At 70.9% G+C, this 22,040-nt stretch carries 23 protein-coding genes; 8 read left to right on the top strand and 15 right to left on the bottom strand.

Annotated features, from left to right (window positions below; all coding sequences use genetic code 11):
• Positions 1-96: 96 nt before the first annotated feature.
• From KCH87_RS33590 to KCH87_RS33545, 10 genes are all read right to left on the bottom strand, one after another.
• Complete coding sequence (locus tag KCH87_RS33590; RefSeq protein WP_210591053.1) at positions 97-1,149, bottom strand: 2-aminoethylphosphonate ABC transporter substrate-binding protein; 1,053 nt, start codon at positions 1,147-1,149, stop codon at positions 97-99.
• Between the two features lie 52 nt (positions 1,150-1,201).
• Positions 1,202-1,999: an ABC transporter permease gene (locus tag KCH87_RS33585; protein ID WP_210591051.1), complete on the bottom strand. Its 798-nt coding sequence runs from the start codon at positions 1,997-1,999 to the stop codon at positions 1,202-1,204.
• Complete coding sequence (locus tag KCH87_RS33580) at positions 1,986-2,900, bottom strand: 2-aminoethylphosphonate ABC transporter permease subunit (RefSeq protein ID WP_247197214.1); 915 nt, start codon at positions 2,898-2,900, stop codon at positions 1,986-1,988. Before KCH87_RS33580 ends, KCH87_RS33585 begins: the two co-directional genes overlap by 14 nt.
• Positions 2,893-3,948, bottom strand: a complete 1,056-nt coding sequence (locus KCH87_RS33575; protein ID WP_210591049.1) for an ABC transporter ATP-binding protein — start codon at positions 3,946-3,948, stop codon at positions 2,893-2,895. The genes KCH87_RS33580 and KCH87_RS33575 overlap by 8 nt, the downstream gene beginning before the upstream one ends.
• Positions 3,945-4,655: a phosphonatase-like hydrolase gene (locus KCH87_RS33570; protein WP_210591047.1), complete on the bottom strand. Its 711-nt coding sequence runs from the start codon at positions 4,653-4,655 to the stop codon at positions 3,945-3,947. Before KCH87_RS33570 ends, KCH87_RS33575 begins: the two co-directional genes overlap by 4 nt.
• Positions 4,649-5,773 (bottom strand): TIGR03364 family FAD-dependent oxidoreductase, encoded by a 1,125-nt coding sequence (locus KCH87_RS33565; protein ID WP_210591045.1) that lies wholly within the window; start codon positions 5,771-5,773, stop codon positions 4,649-4,651. The genes KCH87_RS33570 and KCH87_RS33565 overlap by 7 nt, the downstream gene beginning before the upstream one ends.
• Positions 5,774-5,916: 143 nt before the next feature.
• Positions 5,917-6,672, bottom strand: a complete 756-nt coding sequence (locus tag KCH87_RS33560; protein ID WP_210591043.1) for a GntR family transcriptional regulator — start codon at positions 6,670-6,672, stop codon at positions 5,917-5,919.
• 31 nt (positions 6,673-6,703) lie between these two features.
• Positions 6,704-7,453, bottom strand: a complete 750-nt coding sequence (locus KCH87_RS33555; RefSeq protein WP_210591041.1) for a hypothetical protein — start codon at positions 7,451-7,453, stop codon at positions 6,704-6,706.
• A gap of 214 nt (positions 7,454-7,667) precedes the next feature.
• Entirely contained in the window at positions 7,668-8,339 is a 672-nt protein-coding gene (locus tag KCH87_RS33550) for a VOC family protein (RefSeq protein ID WP_210591039.1), read from the bottom strand.
• 87 nt (positions 8,340-8,426) lie between these two features.
• A complete protein-coding gene (locus KCH87_RS33545; RefSeq protein WP_210591390.1) occupies positions 8,427-9,563 on the bottom strand; it encodes an ROK family transcriptional regulator in 1,137 nt (378 codons plus the stop codon).
• A 78-nt stretch (positions 9,564-9,641) separates the two neighbouring features.
• Between KCH87_RS33545 and KCH87_RS33540 the strand changes: the two genes are divergently transcribed.
• Together KCH87_RS33540 and KCH87_RS33535 are read left to right on the top strand one after the other, a co-directional pair.
• Positions 9,642-10,715 carry a Gfo/Idh/MocA family oxidoreductase gene (locus KCH87_RS33540; RefSeq protein WP_210591036.1) on the top strand — a complete coding sequence of 358 codons (1,074 nt, stop codon included), beginning with the start codon at positions 9,642-9,644 and terminating at the stop codon, positions 10,713-10,715.
• Positions 10,712-11,218 carry a heme-degrading domain-containing protein gene (locus KCH87_RS33535; protein ID WP_210591033.1) on the top strand — a complete coding sequence of 169 codons (507 nt, stop codon included), beginning with the start codon at positions 10,712-10,714 and terminating at the stop codon, positions 11,216-11,218. Before KCH87_RS33540 ends, KCH87_RS33535 begins: the two co-directional genes overlap by 4 nt.
• A 109-nt stretch (positions 11,219-11,327) precedes the next feature.
• Here KCH87_RS33535 and KCH87_RS33530 read toward each other — a convergent pair whose 3' ends face one another.
• Positions 11,328-12,185, bottom strand: a complete 858-nt coding sequence (locus tag KCH87_RS33530; protein WP_210591031.1) for a fumarylacetoacetate hydrolase family protein — start codon at positions 12,183-12,185, stop codon at positions 11,328-11,330.
• A gap of 275 nt (positions 12,186-12,460) precedes the next feature.
• On the opposite strand from KCH87_RS33530, the gene KCH87_RS33525 reads away from it, so the two are divergent.
• Positions 12,461-13,246: an SAM-dependent methyltransferase gene (locus tag KCH87_RS33525; RefSeq protein WP_210591028.1), complete on the top strand. Its 786-nt coding sequence runs from the start codon at positions 12,461-12,463 to the stop codon at positions 13,244-13,246.
• A 42-nt stretch (positions 13,247-13,288) separates the two neighbouring features.
• On the opposite strand, the gene KCH87_RS33520 is transcribed toward KCH87_RS33525, so the two are convergent.
• The 3 genes from KCH87_RS33520 to KCH87_RS33510 form a co-directional block, all read right to left on the bottom strand.
• Complete coding sequence (locus KCH87_RS33520) at positions 13,289-14,002, bottom strand: YidC/Oxa1 family membrane protein insertase (RefSeq protein ID WP_210591024.1); 714 nt, start codon at positions 14,000-14,002, stop codon at positions 13,289-13,291.
• A 97-nt stretch (positions 14,003-14,099) separates the two neighbouring features.
• Positions 14,100-14,420, bottom strand: a complete 321-nt coding sequence (locus KCH87_RS33515; protein WP_210591021.1) for a DUF6412 domain-containing protein — start codon at positions 14,418-14,420, stop codon at positions 14,100-14,102.
• A 57-nt stretch (positions 14,421-14,477) separates the two neighbouring features.
• Positions 14,478-15,005 carry a helix-turn-helix domain-containing protein gene (locus tag KCH87_RS33510; RefSeq protein WP_210591018.1) on the bottom strand — a complete coding sequence of 176 codons (528 nt, stop codon included), beginning with the start codon at positions 15,003-15,005 and terminating at the stop codon, positions 14,478-14,480.
• A 69-nt stretch (positions 15,006-15,074) separates the two neighbouring features.
• Here KCH87_RS33510 and KCH87_RS33505 point away from each other — a divergent pair, with 69 nt between their 5' ends.
• Positions 15,075-16,466, top strand: coding sequence for an MFS transporter (locus tag KCH87_RS33505; protein WP_210591015.1), 1,392 nt, complete (start codon positions 15,075-15,077; stop codon positions 16,464-16,466).
• Between the two features lie 108 nt (positions 16,467-16,574).
• Here the strand turns inward: KCH87_RS33505 and KCH87_RS33500 are convergent, their stop codons facing one another.
• The gene (locus KCH87_RS33500) at positions 16,575-17,342 is read right to left on the bottom strand and encodes a class E sortase (RefSeq protein WP_210591388.1); all 768 of its coding nucleotides are present in this window, start codon (positions 17,340-17,342) and stop codon (positions 16,575-16,577) included.
• A gap of 241 nt (positions 17,343-17,583) precedes the next feature.
• On the opposite strand from KCH87_RS33500, the gene KCH87_RS33495 reads away from it, so the two are divergent.
• From KCH87_RS33495 to KCH87_RS33480, 4 genes are all read left to right on the top strand, one after another.
• Positions 17,584-19,053, top strand: coding sequence for a beta-1,6-galactanase (locus tag KCH87_RS33495; protein WP_210591012.1), 1,470 nt, complete (start codon positions 17,584-17,586; stop codon positions 19,051-19,053).
• A 226-nt stretch (positions 19,054-19,279) separates the two neighbouring features.
• Positions 19,280-19,432: a hypothetical protein gene (locus KCH87_RS33490; protein WP_210591010.1), complete on the top strand. Its 153-nt coding sequence runs from the start codon at positions 19,280-19,282 to the stop codon at positions 19,430-19,432.
• 182 nt (positions 19,433-19,614) lie between these two features.
• Positions 19,615-20,499, top strand: coding sequence for a hypothetical protein (locus tag KCH87_RS49540; protein WP_247197212.1), 885 nt, complete (start codon positions 19,615-19,617; stop codon positions 20,497-20,499).
• 435 nt (positions 20,500-20,934) lie between these two features.
• Positions 20,935-21,945 carry an SEC-C domain-containing protein gene (locus tag KCH87_RS33480; protein WP_210591007.1) on the top strand — a complete coding sequence of 337 codons (1,011 nt, stop codon included), beginning with the start codon at positions 20,935-20,937 and terminating at the stop codon, positions 21,943-21,945.
• The last annotated feature ends 95 nt before the right edge of the window (positions 21,946-22,040 follow it).

The following is a 22,040-nucleotide window of genomic DNA, read 5'->3' as shown; positions in this document are numbered from 1 at the left end:
ACCCCCCGACGCGTCCCCTTCCCGCCGTACGCGGGTGAGGGCCCGTGGCCCTTCAGCCGGCAACACCCGCAACGCCCCTGGCGCCACCAGGGTTGGTCAGCTGCCTGTGGCCGACTTCCAAGCGTCGACGTACTTCGACAGGTTCTTGTCGATGTCGTTCCAGTCGGGCTCGAAGATCTCGACGTCCTCCATGATCTTGGTGAGCGCGATCGCGGTCCGGTCGGTGGCCTTGACGTCCTGGCGGGCAGCGAAGCCCCCGCCGATCTCGCTGACCTGCTGCTGGGCCTTCGGGCTCAGCATGTAGTCGAGGAGCTTCTTGCCGTTCTCGGTGTGCGGGGCGCCGGTGACCAGGCCGGCCGCGTAGGGCAGGGCGAACGTGGTGGGCTTGCCGGCCGCGGTCTTCGGGAACCACAGGCCGACGTTGGGCATGGTGCGGGACATGGCGTAGCTCATCTGGACATCGCCGTTGGCGACGATCAGCTCGCCCTTGTCCACCTTGGGGCCGAGCTTGCCCGTGGAGGAGGACGGGCCGACGTTGTTGGACTGGAGCTTGCCGAGGTAGTCCATGGCCGGCTTCTCACCGCCGAAGTCGTGCATCGCCTTGATGACGACGGCCGTGCCGTCCCCGGCGACGCCCGGCGTGGAGTACTGAAGCCTGCCCTTGTAGTCGGCGTCGAGCAGTTCCTCCCAAGTGGTGGGGGCCTGCTTCAGCTCCTTCTTGTTGTAGATGAAGGCCAGGTAGTTGTTCACGACCGAGGTCCAGGTGGCGTCGGTCGCCTTGTCGGCGCCGTTGACCTGGTCGGATCCGGTGGGCGCGTACTTCTCCAGCAGCCCCTTGCCGCCGGCCTGCTGGATGAACGGCGGCAGCGTCACCAGCACGTCGGCCTGCGGGTTGCTCTTCTCGCGGACGGCGCGCTGCACCATCTCGCCGGAGCCGCCCTCGACGTACTCGACCTTGATCCCGGTCTCTTTCTGGAAGTCCTTGAAAATCCGGTCGTACCAGCCGTCGCCGCTCTCGCCCTTGAGGCCGTCGGCGCTGTAGACGGTGACGACCTTCTCGTCGGCGGCGGACGAGGACCCGCCGCAGGCGGTGAGCGGGGCGGCGAGCAGACAGAGGGCGGCGATCGGGACGATTCTGTTGCGGCGCATGGCGAGGTGAACTCCTTGCAGGTCAGCGGGGCGTGGCGGGAATTCGGCGGGTTCAGCGGTACGAGGCTCTGGTGCGGACGCGGGACACGACGAGCAGGACGAGCAGCGTCGCCGCCATCAGAACCACCGCGACGGCGGAGCCGACGAACAGGGCGCCGCGGTCGGTGGCCGCGTAGATCAGGACCGGAAGCGGGGTCCAGTCGGGCGGATAGAGCATCATCGTGGCGCTCAGCTCGCCCATGGACAGGGCGAAGCAGAGGCCGGCGGCGGCGGTGAGGGAGGGCAGCAGCAGGGGCAGCCTGACCCGCCACAGGACGTAGGCGGGCCGGGCACCGAGCGAGGCGGCAGCCTGCTCGTACGCCGGGTCGAGACGGGTGAGGGCGGCGGACACCGACTGGTAGGCGAACGCGGTGACCAGCACGGTATGGGCGAGGATCACGATCGAGCGGGTGCCGTTGAGCAGGAACGGCGGCTGGGAGAACGCCACCAGGACCGCGAGCCCGACGACCACCGAGGGCACGGCCACCGGCAGCACGAACAGGGCGTCCATGATCCTGCGGTACCGCTGCTTCAGCGCCGCCGCGGCGAGCGCGGCCCAGGCGCCGGCGGCGAGCGCCAGCAGGCTGGCGGCGAGGGCGGTGACCAGGCTGGTGGTGAGTGCCTGGAGGGCCTCGCCGCGCGTTGCCGCACGGTAGTTGGCGAGGGTGAGGTCCGACGGGAGCGTGCTCGACCAGTGGGTGGCGAACGACGCGCCGAGGACGACCAGCAGCGGCAGGGCGAACAGGGGCAGGAAGAGAAGGAAGAAGACCGCCCATACGGTCCACTTCGCCTTGCGGCTATGCACCAGCACGGCGGCTCACCACCCGGTAGAGGCCGTAGAGCCCCACGGAGATCAGGACGTTGACGACGGCGACCACACAGGCGCCCGGATAGTCGGACTCCAGGATCGCCTTGCTGTAGACGAGCATCGGCAGGGTCGTGACGCCCTTCGCCCCGGTGAACAGGACGATGCCGAACTCGTTGAGGCACAGGACGAGGACGAGGCTGCCGCCGGCGGCGAGTGCGGGCAGCGCCTCCGGCAGGATGATCCGCCGGATGATCCGCGGCGCCCGCGCGCCCAGTGAACCGGCCGCCTCCAGCTGGGCGGTGTCCAGCTGCGAGAAGGCCGCGAGCAGCGGTCGTATCACGAAGGGCGTGAAGTACGTGATCTCCGCGAGGAGTACGCCCCAGGGCGTGGTGAGGAACTGGAACGGCCCCGCTGCCGCGCCCGTCACGTCCGTCCACAGTCCGTTGGCCATGCCGACCGAGCCGTAGATGAACAGCAGGGCCAGCGTGATCAGGAAGGAGGGGAAGGAGAGGAAGACGTCGATGAACTTCGACACCGCCCTCGCTCCCGGGAACGGCACGAACGCGATGATCAGCGCGAGGACGAATCCGAGGGCCAGGCATCCGGCCGTTGACGCGAGCGCCAGCCACACCGTCGTCCACAGCGCCTCGCGGAACGCCTCCGAGGCGAACACGTCGGTGTAGGGCTGGATGGAGGTGCCGCCTGTGTCCGGCTGGAAGGACTGCTGGACGACCAGGGCGAGGGGGTAGAGGAAAACGAGGGCCAGTAGGGCGACGGGGGGTAGGGTCCAGAGCCAGGTAGTGCCGCGATTTGTCGTGGGTTGTCTGCGGGTCCGTTGGGGCTGGTCGCGCAGTTCCCCGCGCCCCTTCAGGGCGCTGGTGCTGAACCCTGCCTGATCAGCCATCCCCGCTCACCCCGGCCGTCAGCAGTACGCCGTCCTCCGGGGCGAAGTGCAGGGTGACCGTGTCTCCGTGTCCCGGTGGGGTCTTCAGTTCGCGTAGGTCGGCCATGATCTGCCGGCCGTCGACATCGACGTAGAGGCGGTGTGTGGCGCCGCGCCACTGGATCTCGCCGACCGTGCCGGTGAGCCGGTTGGGGCCGTCGCCGAGTCCGACCAGGTGCGGGCGTACGCACAGGGTCGCCCGCGCTCCGGCCACGGCACCCGCCGTGTCGACCTCGAGTTCCGCTCCGCCGAAGGTCACACCGCCGGGACTCACCGTCACCGGGAGCAGGTTGGCGTTCCCGACGAAGGACGCGGTGAACTCGTTCGCGGGTGCCCGGTACAGCTCCTCGGGGGTGCCGCAGGACTGGAGCCGCGCCTGGTCCATCACCGCGATCCGGTCGGCCAGGGTGAGGGCCTCGACCTGGTCGTGGGTGACGTAGAGGATGGATACGTCGGGCAACTCGCGGTGCAGCCGGGCGAGTTCGGCGAGCATTCCGGAGCGCAGCCGGGCGTCGAGGGCGGACAGCGGCTCGTCGAGGAGGAGTACGCCGGGCCGGATGGCCAACGCCCGTGCGATGGCGACGCGTTGCTGCTGGCCGCCGGACAGCTCCCGCGGGTAGCGGCGTGCGTAGGCCGCCATCCCGGTCATCTCCAGCGCCTCGGCGACCCGTCCCCGTGTCTCGCCCTTGGCGGCCTTGCGCGCCTTGAGCCCGAAGGCGACGTTGTCCTCGACCCGCATGTGCGGGAAGAGCGCGTACTGCTGGACGACCATCCCGATCCCCCGCCGGTGCGGCGGCAGGTCGGTCACATCGCGCTCGCCGAGGTACACCCGCCCGGAGACGGGCCGCACGAACCCGGCGACCGCCCGCAGCGCGGTGGTCTTGCCGGACCCGGACGGCCCGAGCAGGGCCATCACCTCGCCGGGTTCGACGGTGAGGTCGAGCGCGTCGAGGACGACGTTCCCGTCGTAGGCGACCGTCACCCTGTCGAAGCGGATGCCGCTGCTCATGCGAGCGCTCCCGGCAACTCCGCCACGGAGCCCAGCACTTGGGTGGCCCCGGACGCCCGCAGCGCGTTCTCGTCGTGTGCGCCGGTCAGGACACCGGCGACCACGCCCGCCCCCGCACGGACCCCGCTGAGCATGTCGTACGAGGTGTCGCCCACGACGGCGATCTGCCGGACGCCGTCCGCAGCGGTCGTCCGCAGGAATGCGCTGAGGACCATGTCGGGGTAGGGGCGCCCCCGGCCCCCCGCGTCGGCGGGGCACAGCGTCAGGGGCACCAGGTCCTGCCAGCCGAGCGCGGCCAGGATCGCGTCCTGCGTGGTGCGCGCGAAGCCGGTGGTCAGTGCGACCGTGCGGCCCCGGGCCCTGAGCTGCTCGATGGCCTCGCGTGCACCGGGGATCGGCGCGACGAGCCCTCCGTCGACCAGCTCCGCGTACGCCTCCTCGAAGGCCGTGTTGGCTTCCTGGGCCTTCGTCTCCTCCCCGAACAGATGCCGGAAGACGGAGATCTTGGACTCGCCCATGGTGGCGCGGACGTAGTCCAGCATCGCGTCGGGATCGGCTCCCAGGCGCCGCGCCGCGGCCGCGAAGGCACGCTCGACGAGGCCGCCGTCGGCGACGGTCGTACCGGCCATGTCGAGCACGACGAGGCGGATGTCGTCGGGGGTGTTCTCGGGGATGTACTCGGGGATGTTCTCGGGGTCGCTTACCATCCCAGCTCCTTGGCGGTCGTCTCGGCGATTGCGGGCGAGCAGGTCATGCCGCGCCCGCCGGGCCCGGTGACCAGCCACACCCCGTCGCGCACCTGCTGCCGGTGCACGACCCGGCTCGTGTCGGTGCACTGCGCGTACACCCCGGCCCAGCGGCGCCGGATCTTCGGCAGCGGGCGGCCGAGGAAGGACTCGACGACCTCGGTGAGGTGGTCGTAGGGGTCTTCGAGGGTGTCGAAGGCGAAGGGGTGCTCGTACTCGTGGGTGTCGCCGATGGTCAGCCCGCCGTCGGCGCGCTGCACCATGAGCAGTTGCATACGGTGGTCCGCGGCCGTCCCGGGCTGCGGCTGACGGGCGTTGAGCTCGTCGAGGGCCTCGGAGGTGTACGCCGGGTAGTAGCGGAAGCTGTCCGCGTCGGCGACCGAGGTGGTGAGCGGTTCGCCGAGCGGGTCGGTCTGCATCATCTGGAGGCGTACGCGGCGCACGGGCAGTTCGGGCCCGGCCAGCTCGCGGACCAGGCCGCCGAGCCAGGCGCCGGTGCAGAGGACGACGACGTCCCCGGCGTGCACGTCGCCGTGGTCGTCACGGACGGCGCTCCGCCCGATGACCTCACGGACCTCCCTGCCGGGCAGGAACGTGTAGTTCGGCGACTTCAACAGCTCTGCACGCAGGGCGAGTTGGGCGGTGCGCGGCTCGACGGCCGCGTCCCGCTCGCAGTACAGGGCGGCGCTGAACTCGCCGCGGAGGGCGGGGTTCAGGGCGCGCGCCTCGTCGGGGGTCAGCAGCTTGTAGCCGCGGGCGGGGGCGTCCGCACGGGCGACGGCGGCCTCGGCGACGGCGAGCTCCAGATCACCGCGGACGGGGGTCAGGGAGCCGTTCGGCCGGAAGCCGAGGCCCGGCACGCGGCCCCCGATCTCCGCCCACAGCTCCCGCGCCCGCAGCGCAGTCTCCAGCTCCTCGCCACCCGCGCGGCCGCTCACCCAGATCTGGCCGAAATTGCGCAGCGAGGCGCCACGAGCCTCCGCCTCGCGCTCGATCTGAACGACCTCATGGCCGCGTTCCACTGCTTGCCAGGCGTGCATGGTGCCCACCACGCCGGCTCCGACGACTATCACTCTCACAACGGCCACGCTCCTCGGGATCGGGGAACCGGAAGGGTCCGGCTGACAACGAGAGCGTGAACCGGTCATCACATTTGGGCTAGACCCGTTATTTATTCGTGACTTCTAGCGCCCGCACCGCGACGGCAGACATTGGGTGTTTTTCAGCCCCGGAGATGGGTCGTGAAGGAGAACCGGTCCCCCCGGAAGAGCGTCCGCACCCGCTCCAGCGGCCGGCCGCCCGTGTCCCGCGAGACGCGGTGGATCAGCAGCATGGGAAGCGCGGGCGGCGTACCGATGAGGAGGGCCTCGCGCGGGGTGGCGAGCACCGTCTCGATGCGTTCGTCGGCGTCCCCGAAGGCGATGCCCTGCCCATGGAGGTAGGCGTAGAAGGAGGAGTCGGGCTCGAAGTCGGCGTCCAGGCGCGGCACGCGGGCCACGGCGACGTAGGTGCTCTCCAGGCCGACCCGCTCGTCGTCCGCCAGCAGCACGCGCTCCAGATGCCAGACGGCCTCGCCGCGCGTGAGCCCGGTCTCGGCGGCGAGCGCGTCGGGGCAGGGGAAGCGGTCGAGGGTGACGAGATTACGGCCGGGGGTGCGCCCCTGCCGTCGTACGCCTTCGGTGTAGCTGGCCAGGGACAGCGGCTGCTCCAGCTTCGGGCCCGCGACGACCGTGCCGCGCCCTTGCCGCCGCAGCCGCCCTTCCAGCACCAGCTCCCGGATCGCCTGCCGCACGGTCTCCCGCGCGACCTCGTACCGCTCGGAGAGATCCCGCTCGGTGGGCAGCAGCCCGCCCTCTCCGAGTTCGTCGACGAGTACGGAGATCCGCGCCTTCACCGCGTAGTACTTCGGAATGCGGCCGTGCTCCGGGATGCCGGAGCGGACGGGGGCGGCGGGGTGCTGGTCGTTCGGGTAGTCCACGCAGGGATCGTCGCAGACGGGCGCGGTGCGCTCAGCGGCGCCTCCGTACGAGGAACAGCGCGCCACCCGTGGTGAGCAGGAAGACGACGGTGGCGGCGAGGGCGCCCGGCCGGGTGCCGATGCCGGTGCGGGCGAGTTCGTCGGCGAAGGGGAGGGGGCGGGCGGTGGGCGGTGCGGAGGCCTCGGGGTCCGGCGCCGCGGTGGGCGCCGGGTCGGAGTCGATGCCGAAGCGGTAGTCGTTGGACTGGCCGACCCAGTCGCCGTCGTCCTCATGCCGTTGTACGACGGCCGCGTTGGCGGTGACCACGTTCGGCACGGCGTCCGAGGTGACCGCCAGCCTCACCTTCACGGTGACCGTTCTGCCGGGGCCGACGGTGAACCCGGGGAAGCCGTCACTGCCGTCGCCATCGCCTCCGAACGCGCCGACCAGCTCATCGGCATCGGTCGCCTCGAAGCGGACGGGACGAGGCTGCGGGCCGTCGTAGAACTCCAGCCGGGGCTGCGAGGGCTTCAGGGCGTGCTTCTCGTCGACGAGAACGACAACCGGGTGGATGCCGGAGCAGGACCGGTCGGTGGTGTTCGTGAGATCGAGAGACCAGGTGCCAAAACCACCGCCCGCCTCATACGAGCCCGGCCCGCCGTGGATACGGGTGGTGAGGGGGAAGGTGCCGTCATCGGAAGCGGCGCACACGGCGTCGGTGTCCGCATGCGCCGGGACCGGGAGAAGGGCGGCTGCCGCCGCGAGGCAGAGGGAGGCGGGCGTACACAGTCGCATGAACACATGAGCATGGAGGGCGGGGCTGGGGGCGGGGGTGTGCCATGCCGATACGGCCCCCGATTGGCGGCGCCGGATACGCCCCTTCAGGGGCGCGGGCGGAGATGTGCGACGCCGACCCGCCCCTCAACCGGCGGCGCCACCCGCGCCCCTTCAGGGACGCGGGGAACTGCGCGACCAGCCACGAACTACCCGCGGACTGACCACAACCGGAGGACCCTCACTCTCGATCCAGCGCCGTGCAGACACAGACCCTGTTGCCATCCGGGTCGGCAAGAACCGTGAACGACGGCGCCTGAGACCCGTCGACCACCTCACCCCCGGCAGCAACCGCCGCAGCGATCCGCGCATCGGCCACCTCAGGCGCAAGCCACAGATCCAGATGCCACCGCTGACGCGGGCTCTCATGAGGATCCGTCCCCTGGAACCACAAACTGGGCACCCGGTTGGAAGGATCCAGCACCGTATCCCCCACGACATGCCCGGCCTCACCCGTCAGCAGCGCCGACCAGAACGGCCCCACCAACTTGTCGTCGGCCGTGTCGAGCGCAAGCTCCAGCTGGGCCACCTCCCCGGGCACGGCGGTCAGCCCCTGCACCCGGGCGACCCCGCTGATGGCACGGGCCAGTTCGAGATCGTCCGGAGTCACCCACCGCCCACCGGCCCGCCCATCGACGGTCGACAACGCAACGTCCACGAACCCACGCCCCACCCGAATCTCCGGTTCCTGCCCGGCGGAAACCGGCACCTCCGCGACCGCCGCCACAAACGCGGCCGCACCGGCGAGGCCGGCCACGCGATAACGCGCCGCGATCGGCTGGGCGAGCTTGCGCCAGTCACCGAGCCCGGACGCGATGGCCCGGCGGATCTCCGGATTGCTGAGCGTCTCCATGCCGCCATGGTCCCAGCGGCGCCACCCCGCCGTCGACGAAAGGGCGTACCCGTAACCCGCGCGTACCCGCAACCGGCCCCGCCAGACCTACCCGTCGCTCCGCCCGAACAACGGCGCCAACAGCAACTGCGCCGCCCCCTCGGCAACCTCCCGCCCCCCGCCGGAGGCGACCCGCACCGGCACCACGCCCTCGCCCGCCCCCTCACGCCGGGCGCGCCCGGCGAGAACCGCGCCCACCCCCCGTACGAACGCCTCCGGCGCGGCAGCCACCGTACGACCGCCCAGCAGCACCACATCGATGTCGAGCAGCCCGACCAGATTCGCGGCGCCCGCGCCCAGCACCCGCGCCGCCTCGTCGGTCTCGCCGCGTGCCATGGCGCCCAGGCAGAGCGCCTCGATGCAGCCGCGGTTGCCGCAGGTGCAGGGCGGTCCGTCGAGCTGGATGACCTGGTGCCCGAACTCGCCCGCCCCGGTCCGCACCCCGCGGTGCACGCTCCCGCCGATCACCAGCCCGGCCCCGAGCCCCGTGCCGAGATGGAGATACGCGAAGGATCCGCCCCCGCCGCCACGACCGACGGCGAGCCCGAGCGCGGCGGCGTTGGTGTCCTTGTCGACGACGACCGGCACCCCCAGCCGCTCCTCCAGCGCGGCCCGCAGCGGATACCCGTCCCACTCCGGGAACCCGGTGACGCGGTGCAGCACCCCGCGCGCATGGTCCAGCGGTCCCGGCAGCGCGACCCCGACACCGGTGAGCCCGGGCACCGCACCCGGCCCCAGCACGGCGGCCACCGCCTCCTCCACCTCCCCCACCACGGCCTCGGCCCCCGCCCCCAGGTTCAAGGGCGTGCGCCGCTCCCCCACCACGCTCCCCTTGAGGTCGACGAGGACGGCCCGCAGCTCATCGCGGTCGAGATGCAGCCCGACCGCATGCCCCGCCTCCGGGACCAGCCGGAGCACGGTCCGCGGCTTGCCGCCCGTGGATGCGCGGCGCCCGGCCTCGGCGGCGAGGCCCTCCTCCCGCAGCCGTGCCGTGATCTTGCTGACCGCCTGTGGGGTGAGCCCGGTGCGCTCGGCGAGTTCGAGCCGGCTGATGCCGTCGGCGCCGGCCGTGCGCAGCAGGTCGAGCACGAGCGCGGTGTTGTGACTGCGCAGGGCGGGGAGATTCGCGCCGCCGGGTGCATCGCGCACGCCGTCCGCGGCCCGCACGCCCGCCACCCCCCGCATGCCACCCTTCGTCCTGTTCACGCCACCCATTGTCCCCGGCGCTTGCACTTTGGCAACAGCGTTGCGAAAGTGGGAGACATGAGTGCTACCCCTCTCCGCGTCGGCCTGGTCGGCTACGGCCTCGCAGGCTCCGTCTTCCACGCCCCGCTGATCACCGCCACCGAGGCGCTCACCCTCGACACGGTGGTCACCTCGAACCCCGAGCGCGCGGAGCAGGCCCGCGCCGAGTTCCCGGACGTACGCGTCGCCGCCACCGCGGACGAGCTGTTCGACCGGGCCGACGAGCTGGACCTGATCGTCGTCGCGTCCCCGAACAAGACGCACGTCCCGCTCGCCACCGCCGCCCTCAAGGCCGGCCTCCCGGTGGTCGTCGACAAGCCGATCGCGGGCACCGCGGCCGAGGCGCGCGAGCTGGCGGCGCTGGCGGACGAGCGCGGACTGCTGCTCTCCGTCTTCCAGAACCGCCGCTGGGACAACGACTTCCTGACCCTGCGCAAGCTGCTGGCCGAGGGCGAGCTGGGCGACGTATGGCGCTTCGAGTCCCGCTTCGAGCGCTGGCGCCCGCAGCCGAAGGGCGGCTGGCGCGAGTCCGGCGACCCCGCAGAGATCGGAGGTCTCCTCTACGACCTCGGCAGCCACCTCGTCGACCAGACGCTGGTCCTCTTCGGCCCGGCGACGTCCGTGTACGCCGAGTCGGTCATCCGCCGCCCCGGCGCGGAGACGGACGACGACACGTTCATCGCGATCACGCATGCGAACGGCGTCCGCTCCCACCTCTACGCCACCGCGACGACCGCCCAACTCGGCCCCCGCTTCCGGGTGCTGGGCTCGCAGGCGGGCTATGTGAAGTACGGCCTGGACCCGCAGGAGGCCGCGCTGAAGGACGGGCAGCGGCCCTCGACGACCGCCGACTGGGGCACGGAGCCCGAGTCGCTCTGGGGCCACATCGGCTCCGGCGAGTCTCCGCTGACCGGCGGCGGCCGCCCCGAGCCGACCCTGCCGGGCGACTACCCCGCCTACTATGCGGCCGTGGCAAAGGCCCTGCTGGACGGCGGTCCCAACCCGGTGACCGCGCTGGAGGCGGCCGCCGCCCTCGACGTACTGGAGGCGGCCCGCCGTTCCGCCCGCGACCAAGTGACGGTGACGCTGTGACGCACAACTCCGAGCTGACCCCGAAGTTCCACCCCGAACTCACCCCGCCGCTGGAGGAGTTGGAGGCCCAGGAACGCCACCTGGTCTTCCGTCAGTTCACCTACGACGACGCCTGGGCCCTCGGCACCCTGCTGTTCGAGATGGCCCGGGAGCGCCAGGCCCCGGTGGCCATCGACATCCACCGCGCCGGCCAGCAGCTCTTCCACGCGGCCCTGCCCGGCTCCACCCCCGACAACGACGCCTGGATCAACCGCAAGCGCCGAGTGGTGGAACGCTACGGCTCGGCCTCCTACCTCGTAGGCGCCCGCTTCCGGGCCAAGGGCACGACCTTCGAGGACTCCGCCCGCCTGAATCCGGACGAGTACGCGGCCCACGGCGGCTCCTTCCCGATCACCGTGGAGGGCGTGGGCGTGATCGGTTCGGTAACGGTGAGCGGACTGCCGCAGTTGCAGGACCACCGCTTCGTGGTGGAGGCACTGGAGCACTTCCTCGAGAAGCAGTAGAAAAACGCCGATAGGGGCGCGGGGCTGTGTCGATATGCGGCTCCGCCGCGTGGGCGCGACCAGCCACATACGGCCCGCAGTCGCCGAACCAACCGCAGCCCCCCGCCCCTTAGGCGTCCTTGAACTCCTGTCGCTGCCGACCGAGCCCCTCGATCTCCAGCTCGACCACATCCCCGCCCCGCAGATACGGCTTCGGCTCAGGCTGCCCCATCGCAACCCCCGCCGGCGTCCCCGTATTGATCACATCGCCGGGATACAGCGTCATGAACTGACTGACGTACCGCACGACTTCACCAACAGGAAAGATCTGCTCCGCCGTAGTCCCGTCCTGCTTCAACTCCCCGTTGACCCACAGCTTCAGGGCAAGCCGCTGCGGATCCGGAACCTCATCCGCCGTGACCAGCCACGGCCCCAGCGGATTGAACGTCTCGCAGTTCTTCCCCTTGTCCCAGGTCCCGCCCCGCTCGATCTGGAACTCCCGCTCGGACACGTCATGCGCCACCGCATACCCGGCGACATGGGCGAGCCCTTCCTCCGCGGACTCCAGATACCGGGCCGTACGCCCGATGACGACCGCCAGCTCGACCTCCCAGTCGGTCTTCACGGACTTGCGGGGCACCAGCACCGTGTCGTAGGGCCCGACCACCGTGTCCGCGGCCTTGAAGAAGACCACCGGCTCGGCGGGCGGCTCGGCCCCCGTCTCGCGGGCGTGGTCGTGGTAGTTGAGCCCGATGCACACGACCTTGCCGATCCCTGCGAGGGGCGGTCCGACGCGCAGCCCGGCGGCGTCGAGCACGGGCAGCTCACCGGCCTCGTCGGCGGCACGGATCCGGTCGAGCGCCGCATGGTCGGCGAGCAGCGCTCCGTCGATGTCGGGGACAAGGCCGGACACGTCGCGCAGAACCCCTTGGGCGTCTTGCAGCGCAGGCGTCTCCGCTCCCGCCGTACCTACTCGCAGCAGCTTCATGATCACAATCTCCCTCGATCGCGTGCGCCCGGCCGACGGGCCACGGCCGGTGTGCGGCCTGCACGCAGCCATCGGAGGACTGGTCGATCCTCCAAGGTCGACGACCACTCCGCAAGACCTGGTTCACGGACTGGACCGGGCACCGGTGATCGCGAAGGAACCGCAAGGGAATCACACACGAGCACACGGAAATCGAACTACGTTCCTGTGCACAGAAGTTGATGCCGAAGTTGATGCAGACGTTGATGCCGAAGTTGATATGGAAGGCTGCCGACATGAGCGCCGAGGAGATAGACACCAGCAGGCCGCACCCCGCGCGGATCTACGACTACCTGCTGGGCGGCAAGGACAACTACGAGGTCGACCAGCTGGCCGGCGACGCGCTCGCCGCCAAGGCGCCCGAGGCGCGGATCAGCGTGCAGGCCAATCGCGCCTTCCTCCGGCGTGCCGTCCGGTATGTCGTCGGCACCGGCGTCCGCCAGATCCTCGACATCGGCACCGGGCTGCCCACCTCCCCGAACGTGCACGAGATCGCCCACGAAGCGGCACCCGACGTACGCGTGGCCTATATCGACAACGACCCGATCGTGAAGGCGCACGCCGACGCCCTCCTCAGCCGCTCCGGCGCGACCAGCATCTCGCTCGGCGACCTGCGCGACCCGCAGGCCGTCCTCGATCACCCCGAAGTCCGCGGCATCATCGACTTCGGCCGGCCGGTCGCGCTGCTCCTCGTCGCCGTCCTCCACTTCGTCACCGAGGCGGAGAAGCCCGCGCAGATCGTCGCCACCCTGCGCGACGCTCTGCCGGCCGGCAGCTACCTGGTCCTCTCGCACGCCACCGGTGACCTCGCGAACCGCGGCGACGCCCAGGCCGTCTACAACAACGCCACCGCCACCATGAACCTGCGCTCCCACGCCGAGGTCGAGCGTTTCTTCGACGGCTTCGAACTGGTCGAGCCCGGTCTGACCCAGGTCCCGTTCTGGCGCCCGGACACCCCGCCGCCGCCCCGAGCCGCCGAGATCGGCTTCTACGGCGGCGTGGCCCGCAAGACGACGGGCTGACCGACGGGCTGACCGACCGACCGGCCGACCGACCGGCCGAGCTCAGCGGTAGAGCACCGCCCGCTCCACCGCACTCCACGTCGAACTGGTCACCACATACAGCGCGGCGGCCAGCGGCACCACCGCCACCGTGACCAGGGTGAAGAAGGACATGAACGGCATGACCTTCGTCATCGCCCCGAGCCCCGGCACCGGCCCACTGTCGGACACCGGCACGAGGACATTGGCGGCCATCATCCGCTTGGTACGGCGGTAGTTGAACGCGGCGACGGCGGCGACGAGGGCGAACAGCCCGACGTACACGAGCCCGGCCGCTCCGAAGAAGCCACCGCCGGCCAGGGCATCCGTCCACCGGTCACCGAGCGGCGCGGCGAACAGCTCGTGCGTGAGCAGCTGATTCGCCTCGCCGCCGATCGTCGTGTTCGAGAACAGGTGGTAGAGCAGAAAGAACGCGGGCAGCTGGAACAGACTGGGCAGACAGCCCGACAGCGGCGAAACCTTCTCCGCCGCATGCAGCTCCAGCACCGCCTGCTGAAGCTTCTCGGGATTCTTCCCGTGCTTCTTCCGCAGCTCGGCGACCTTCGGCTGGAGCGCGGCCCGGGCCCGCTGTCCGCGCGCGGAGGCCCGGGACAGGGGATGCACCAGCAGTCGTACGAGCGCGGTGAACAGGACGATCGCCGCGGCGGTGGCGGTCGCGTGGAAGAGCGGTTCGAGCAGCTGCGCCAGCTGCTCGACCAGGTTGGCGAAAACGGACATGGGTGAGCCCTCCGTGGGGTCTCGTCGTGCCGGGTCAGTGAGATGGCGGCATGACGACCCCGCGCGGGGTCACGAACGGGAACTGCGGATGTGTGCCCTACGCGACGGTCGTCGGGAGGGCCTGTCCGGGCGCCCGGGGCCGGGTGCGCCCCTTGGCGTCGGGATCGCGTTGCGGCAGGAACGCCGTACGCAGGTCACGGTCGCGGATGGCCGTACGCACCCGCGTGGGCGGCACGGCGGGCGCGCAGCGCGAGACGAGGAGCGAGCACGCGGCGAAGGCGGACCCGGCCGCGGCGGTCGCGGCGAGCGCGACGGTGGCGGAGAGGCTGCCCGTGTCGAGCAGCGCGACCTGGAGCAGCAGGAGCAGCAGGAGCAGCAACAGGAGGGCGGGGCGCAGACCGGCGCGGACACGGATCACGGCGCCCCCTCTCCCTCGTAAATCTGCTCGCCCTGCTGTTCGTTGTCCTGCTGTTCGTTATACAGGATCCGTCTCGATCGGCTGGAGCAGCCTCTTGGGCTTGAGCAGCGCCCGGCTGACCGGATTCTCCGGGTCCGGATCGAGTCCGGGTCCCGGCACCATTTCCACGTCCGGGACGGGTACGACGGTTCCGCAGGCGGGGCATTCGCCGTACGAGCCGAGTTCGGTACCGCACTGCGCATGCCTGAAATAGCGCAGCCGGTAGTCCCCGAGGTGCTCCCGGCCCCACACCCCGAGCGACCGCAGCGTGGGCCACAGCGCGATGCCGCGGTCGGTCACGACGTACTCGTCCCGCGGCGGTGACTGCTGGTACCGGCGCTTTTCGAGGATCCCCTCCGCGGTGAGCGCCTGGAGGCGGGCGGCCAGGACGGCGCGCGGGATGCCGAGGTGGACGAGGAAGTCGTTGTAGCGCCGGACGCCGTAGAGCGCGTCGCGGATCACGAGCAGCGTCCACCGCTCGCCGACGATCTCCAGTGCCCTGGCGATCGAGCACTCCTGTGTCGCGTAGTCCTTGCCCAGTGCCATGGCGTCCACTGTAACCACTTTTCCGGCCCTAGGTTCAATGAACGAACCGAAGGTGCTACGGTACGGGGCATGCCAAGGTTCAATGACCGAACTCTTACGGTGCGGCCCGCCCCGGCCGCTCCCCGGGCCGAGTCGGCGCCCCGCCCGACCGCCACCCTCGCCGTGACCAGCGCCGCCACCGCCGTGGCCCTGATGACGTACACCGCGCCGATGGTCACGCTCCCCGAGACCGCCGCAGCCCTGCACACCCCACTCTCCGCCCAGGCCTGGCTGCTGAACGGCACCCCGCTCGGCCTCGCCGCCCTGCTGCTGATCGCCGGAAGCCTCGCCGACGACTACGGCCGCCGCAGGATCTTCCTCGCCGGCACCCTCGCACTCGGCATCACCACGGCACTGGGCGCCTTCACCACCTCCACCTGGCTGTTCACGCTGGCCCGCATCGCCCAGGGCGGGGCGAGCGCCGCGCTCCTCGCAAGCAGCCTGGGCCTGATCGTGCACGCGTTCCCGACCCCGCGCGGCAGGCTGCACGCGACCGGCGTGTGGGGCGCGTTCGTGAGCGGCGGCATCGCGCTGGGACCGCTGGTGGCCGGGGCGATGCCCAACTGGCGGCTGGGGTACGGGGTGTTGGGCGCCGCGGCAATCATCGTGGCCGCACTCGGCACGCGTACGTTGGCTGAGTCCCGTGCCCCCAGGGGCGGGCGGCCCGACTTCGGCGGGGCGGTGACCTTCGGGCTGGCGCTGGTCGCACTGCTGGCGGCGCTGACGCTGGGCCGGGACGGATGGCTGCGCGCACCGGTGGGACTGCTGCTCGCCGCATCCGCCGTACTGATCGGGATCTTCGTGCTGGTGGAGCGGCGCGCGGGCACACCCATGATCGACCTGACCCTGCTGCGCCGCCCGCACTTCCTGGCCTCCTCGGCCGGCGGCCTGTTCACCGGACTCGCGGTGATCGGCCTGTTCAGCTTCCTGCCGGCGCTGCTCCAGCAGACGCTCGGCCTGTCCGCGATGGACACGGCCTGGCTGTTCCTGCTCTGGTCCGGGCTCTCCTTCGGCGTCGCCCTTCAAGCCAAGCGGCTGGCGGGCCGGGTGTCCCCACGCCTGCAACTCGCCCTCGGTTTCCTGCTGCACGCGGGCGGCGCGCTGACGATGCTGGGCGCGCTGGACTCCGGCTCCTGGACACGGCTGCTCCCCGGACTCGTGATCGCCGGCATCGGCAGCGGCCTGCTCAACGCCGCGCTACCGCTGCTCGCGGTGGAGTCCGTGCCGCCCCAGCGGGCGGGGATGGGGTCGGGAGCGCAGCAGACGTTCCGGTACATCGGTTCGAGCGCCGGCGTCGCCCTGACCATCGCACTGTCCACGTCATCGGGGAGCCTGGCGCAGGGCGCGAATATCGCGATGCTTGTGTCGGCGGGGCTTGCGGTGGTCGCGGCGGTGGGGGTGGGGGTGCTTCGGGAGAGGTGAGGGGGCCGACAAGGGGCGTGAGGGGCAACGCCCTCCAGGGGCGCGGGGAACTGCGCGACCAGCCCCCACCGACCCGCGGCGAACGAACCCGCATATCCAGCGAAGCACTCAACGGGGCCGCATCGAGATCAGCTTCCCCCACACCACCAGCCGGTACTTGGACGTGTACTCGGGAGTGCAGGTCGTGAGGGTGAGGTAGTAGCCGGGGTCGCTGTACCCGTAGCCGGACCGGACGGCGCTCCTCGGCACCGGCTGGATGACCCCGCCGTCCCGGGCGGCGGTCTGCGGCAGGGTCCGGTCGACGACGTACGTGTACATGGCGTCCTCCGTCTCCACCTCGACCTCGTCACCCTTACCGAGCCGGTTGACGTACCGGAAGGGCTCGCCGTGGGTGTTGCGGTGCCCGGCGAGCGCGAAGTTCCCGGCTTGGCCGGGCTGTTGGGTGCCGGAGTAATGGCCGACGTACCCCTTGTTGAGGACATTCTGCTTGCTGGTGCCCTCGGCCACGGGGACGCGGAGGCCGAGGCGGGGGATGGTCAGAACGGCGTAGGCCTGGGACCAGGTCGGGGCGGCGGACGTCGCACGTTGCGCGGCGGGCTGCCGCCGGGGCGCCTCGGTCTGCGAGGGCGCGGCCGCCGTACCGGAGTCCTCCTGACCGCCGCCACCACCCTGCGACGCCCCCCACTCCCGCTCCAGCGCCTCCACCTTCCGCTCGGCGCCCTCCCTGGCCTGCCGGTTGGTCCACCACAGCTGATGCGCGACAAGCAGCAGAAGCACGAGCCCTACGGTGACGAGGACCTCGCCGCCCGCCCACACCCCGCGCCGCAACAGCACACGCCGCCGCCGACTGCTGTGCTGCACGACGAGAACCCGCATCCGCACACGCACCTCCTTCGCCGGTGCCGCCCGCACGATAAGAGGCAGGTCCGCAAGTAGCCAGACCCATGCGCCACGTGGTGTGGAACCGCCCCGTTCGGTACTTCGTACACGGGTTTGAGAAAGGGCTGTCATAAACCTCGACAACCTCCTGCGGCACACCCGATGCTTCCTCATGGCATGAACGGGACAGGCCACAGCGCCGGTTCAGGGACCGGTGGTTGACCGAAGCGGAGTAGCCATGATCCGACGCAGAACCCTGCTGGCCGCAGCGGGCGGAACATTCCTCGGCAGCGCCCTGGCGACCGGCACCGCACACGCGGACGCCACCATCGCCGTCAACCCCGGTACGAGGTACGGCACTTGGGAGGGCTGGGGCACCTCGCTCGCCTGGTGGGCCAACGTCTTCGGCGCCCGGGACGACTTCGCCGACGCCTTCTTCACCACCAAGTCGGTGACGTACAACGGAACTTCACTCCCCGGCCTGGGCCTCAACATCGCGCGCTACAACCTCGGCGCGTGCAGCTGGAACAGCGTCAACGGCGAGTCGATGGTGGAGTCGCCCAACATCCCCGCCTTCAAGCAGATCGAGGGCTTCTGGCAGGACTGGAACAACGAGGACCCCACGTCCTCCGCCTGGGACTGGACGGCGGACGCGAACCAGCGCGCCGCCCTGGTGAAGGCCACGCAGCGCGGCGCAGTGAGCGAGCTGTTCGCCAACTCCCCCATGTGGTGGATGTGTTCCAACCACAACCCGTCGGGAGCGGCGGGCGGCGCCAACAACCTCCAGACCTGGAACTACCGGCAGCACGCCTCGCACCTGGCGGCCACAGCCCTGTACGCCCGCAACAACTGGGGCGTGAACTTCGCGACGGTCGACCCCTTCAACGAGCCCGCCTCCACCTGGTGGACCAGCACCGGCACACAGGAGGGCTGCCATCTGGACCCGGCGGTCCAGGCGGCCGTACTCCCCTACATGAGAAGCGAACTCGACGCGCGCGGCCTGACGGGGATCAGGATCTCCGCCTCCGACGAGACCAACTACGACACGGCCCGCTCGACCTGGGCCTCCTTCGGTTCGTCGACCAGGGCCCTGGTCACCCAGGTCAACGTGCACGGCTACCAGGGCTCGGGCGGCCGCAGAGACCTCCTCTACACAGACGTCGTCACGACATCCGGCAAGAAGCTGTGGAACTCGGAGACGGGCGACAGCGACGCGACCGGCCTGACCCTGGCGTCGAACCTCTGCTACGACTTCCGCTGGCTGCACCCGACGGCATGGTGCTACTGGCAGGTGATGGACCCGAGCACCGGCTGGGCCATGATCGCGTACGACGCGAGCACCCTTCAGCCGACGACGGTCCAGACGAAGTACTACGTGATGGCCCAGTTCAGCCGCCACATCCGCCCCGGAATGACGATCATCGACACGGGCGTCAGCTACGCGGCGGCGGCATACGACGCGGCCGCGCGCCGCCTGGTGATCGTGGCCGTCAACACGGGCGCCGCCCAGACCCTCACCTTCGACCTCTCCCGCTTCTCGACGGTGACGGGCGGCTCGGGCGGCCTGGTCCCCCGCTGGAACACGGCGACAGCGGGCAGCGACCGCTACCGCGCCTACTCGGACACGTACCTGAGCGGCAAGTCGGTGAGCGTGCCGTTCGCGGCGGGCGCGGTGCAGACGTTGCAGGTGGACGGGGTGACCCTGTAGGGAACGGCATGGCCATGTAGAGCGGGCGCCGGGCGACCGGCGCCCGCTCCCGTTCGGGGGGAGAGCGACCCACCCCCTCTGGCAGCCATTCGGGGCATCCCGCCAGCGCGCGGCACGAGGTGGTTGCCGTTTCGGTCACGGACGCGGCGATACGACAGCCGGCGCCGGCCGCGATGCCGACGGGCGGTCCGGTGCTGTCGCATACCCGGAGACGTCCAGCGATCTCGTGGCAGCCGGGGCCAAGCGGTTGAGCGACTGGATCGGTGTGCCGCACACGTCGATCAGCGCGATCACCGCCACCGTGGCTGCGGCCTCGAAGGGCAAGAACATGCGCCGCTACCACGAGACCACGCTCATGAACATCCATGAACATCCATGAACATCGTGGCCCAAACCTCGCCACCACCCGGGCCAAGTGGCGGCCCGCGGTACACCGTCCGGTGGCTTATGACTGCCGCAGCGTTAGTCATATAACCCGTTTTCCTATGAATTCCACTATCCAGCCCTTGGTGCTGACCAGCCGTCACGAGGCCCTGAACCAAGTCGAGGAGAGTGGAGCAAATGTCGACATCGCCGAGTTGGCGATCCGTCCTGGCGTCGGCCGCCACGGCCGCGCTCGCCGCAGCCGCACTGGCAACCGCCGGACCCGCCTACGCCCAAACCAACCCGCCCCCGCCCCACCCGGCGAAGCCCGCCCACCCGGCCCACGGGGCCAAGCCCACCTACCCGACCAATCCGACGAGACCGGTCTATCCGGCCCACCCCGTGAAGCCGGTCCATCCGGCCCACCCGGCGAAGCCGGTCTATCCGGCTCACCCAGCCAAGCCTGCCTATCCGGCTCACCCGGCGAAGCCCGCGCATCCGGAGCACCCGGTGAAGCCTGCGTACCCGGCACACCCAGCCAAGCCTGCATATCCGGCCAAGCCTGAACACCCGGCCAAGCCCGCGCACCCCGCGAAGCCGGCCTACCCCGCCCACCCAGCGAAGCCCGCGTATCCGGCTCACCCGGCCAAGCCCGCGTACCCGGCCCACCCGGCGAAGCCCGCTCACCCCGCGAAGCCGGCCCTCCCGGAGCACCCGGCAAAGCCTGCGTACCCGGCTCACCCAGCCAAGCCGGCCCACCCGGCCTATCCCGCGAAGCCTGCCCACCCGGCCAAGCCCGCGCACCCGGCCCACCCAGCCAAGCCCGACCACCCGACGTACCCGGCAAAGCCCGAACACCCGGCCCACCCAGCCAAGCCCGACCACCCGACGTACCCGGCAAAGCCCGAACACCCCACCAAGCCCGCTCACCCCGAACACCCGACGAAGCCGGCATACCCGGAGCACCCCACCAAGCCCGCCCACCCGACGCACCCCACGAAGCCGGAGCATCCGACACACCCCACCAAGCCAGAACACCCGACGCACCCCACCAAGCCGGAGCACGGGCAGGACCACGGCTAGCCGCTGTCGAATAGTCGGCGACCCCGGCGACAGCTCCGGCGACGGCCAGGTCCGGCCCCCGCACAGCCGGGCCCGGCCCAGCCACCGGTCCAGCTAGGGCACGCTCCCGTTCGCGCTCCCCTTCGACCCGGCAACCACCGGCGTCTGCACGACGGGACGGGCGGCCCGCAGCACGGCCGCTCCTCAACGGCTGAGGTCAGCCGACGCTTCTGACCGAGGGATACAACTGGTCGACTGGTCGACGGCAGTGCCGGGCCCGGACTCCGGGCCCGGCACACGACTGTCCGGGACCAGGCACGTACGACGAATGGGCTGGACCCCCCTCCAACGGGCATCTCTCACAAGATCGCCGACAGGACCGTGACCGACCCAGTCATGGACCGCTGGCCTGCCCATACCTCACCTTCGTCACCGACCGGCGCTACGGTGTCCCCCATGCGCCCCGACACGCCTGCCGAAAACGTCGACCACGCCGCCGAAGCGGCCCGCCTGGAGCGGACCGCCGGCCTGTACCCCGAGGACGCCGAGGCCCTGCTCCTCCAGGCCGCGGCCCACCTGGAACTGTCCGGCGACCGCCCCGCCGCGACGACGCTCTACGACCGCCTGCTGTCCTCGTCCGCCGGGTTGGAAAACCCGCACCTGGTACGAGCACTCAAGGCGTCGAACCTCTGGGAATACGGCCACGAGGCCGAGGCCAGGGCCATCATCGAGGGCGTCCGTACGGCGTCCCCGCGCGACCCGGCCGCCTGGGTGATCGTCGCGGAGGCCCTGGAATCCCACGACGAGCTGGAGCAGGCGCAGGAGACGTTCACGGAGGGAGTACGGCTCCTCCTCACGAACGTCCCGGAGCCCCCGTACACCACCCACCCTCTCCTCTTCGGCCGCCACCGCGTACGGCGCATGCTGGGCGCCGGCCACGACGAGTGGGACGCCCTCGCGGAAAGCGTCCACACCTCACCGGTCTCCCTGGACGAACTCCACGACCCGAAGCGAGTCTGGTCCCTGGGCTCGGACGACCCGGCGGAACTGCGAGCAGAGATCTCGCGACTACAGGCGGAGCTGGGCGCATACCGGGCGGCCCTGTCCCGCCCCTTCCCGGTAGCCGTGCTGCACTGGCCGTCGGGCGAACTGGAGGAACTCCTCACCGCCTACCCGGCACTCGCCACGGAGTACCCCACCCACGAGGAACACCTGGCGACGATAGAGGCCTCCCTCCGAGAACTCGCCTCCTCAGGCACCCCGAACCTGGGAATCGTCACGGGCACAGTCCCCTCGTACGAGGCCTTCTCGGCCTCGGAGGGAGCTCCGCCGGAGGACACCGCACTGCTACCCCAGTACGCAACGACGCTGGCGGCCAGGGGACGCGCCATCGAGTGGCCGCCACAGCGGGGGACGGCTTGCTGGTGCGGGTCGGGGCAGGCTTACGGGGACTGCCACGGGGTGTAGCCCGTGCCCTGCTGACCACCTGCACGAACAACTGGCGACGAAGGCGTTCCCCGGATCAAATCGCCGGGCAATGGCGACGCCGCACCTCTGCCTTG

Origin of the sequence: Streptomyces sp. GESEQ-35 (genome assembly GCF_017948485.1) — a bacterium.
Lineage (GTDB): Bacteria > Actinomycetota > Actinomycetes > Streptomycetales > Streptomycetaceae > Streptomyces.
Note: the sequence above shows the minus strand (reverse complement) of the source record. Positions and strands in the feature narration are given on the sequence as shown.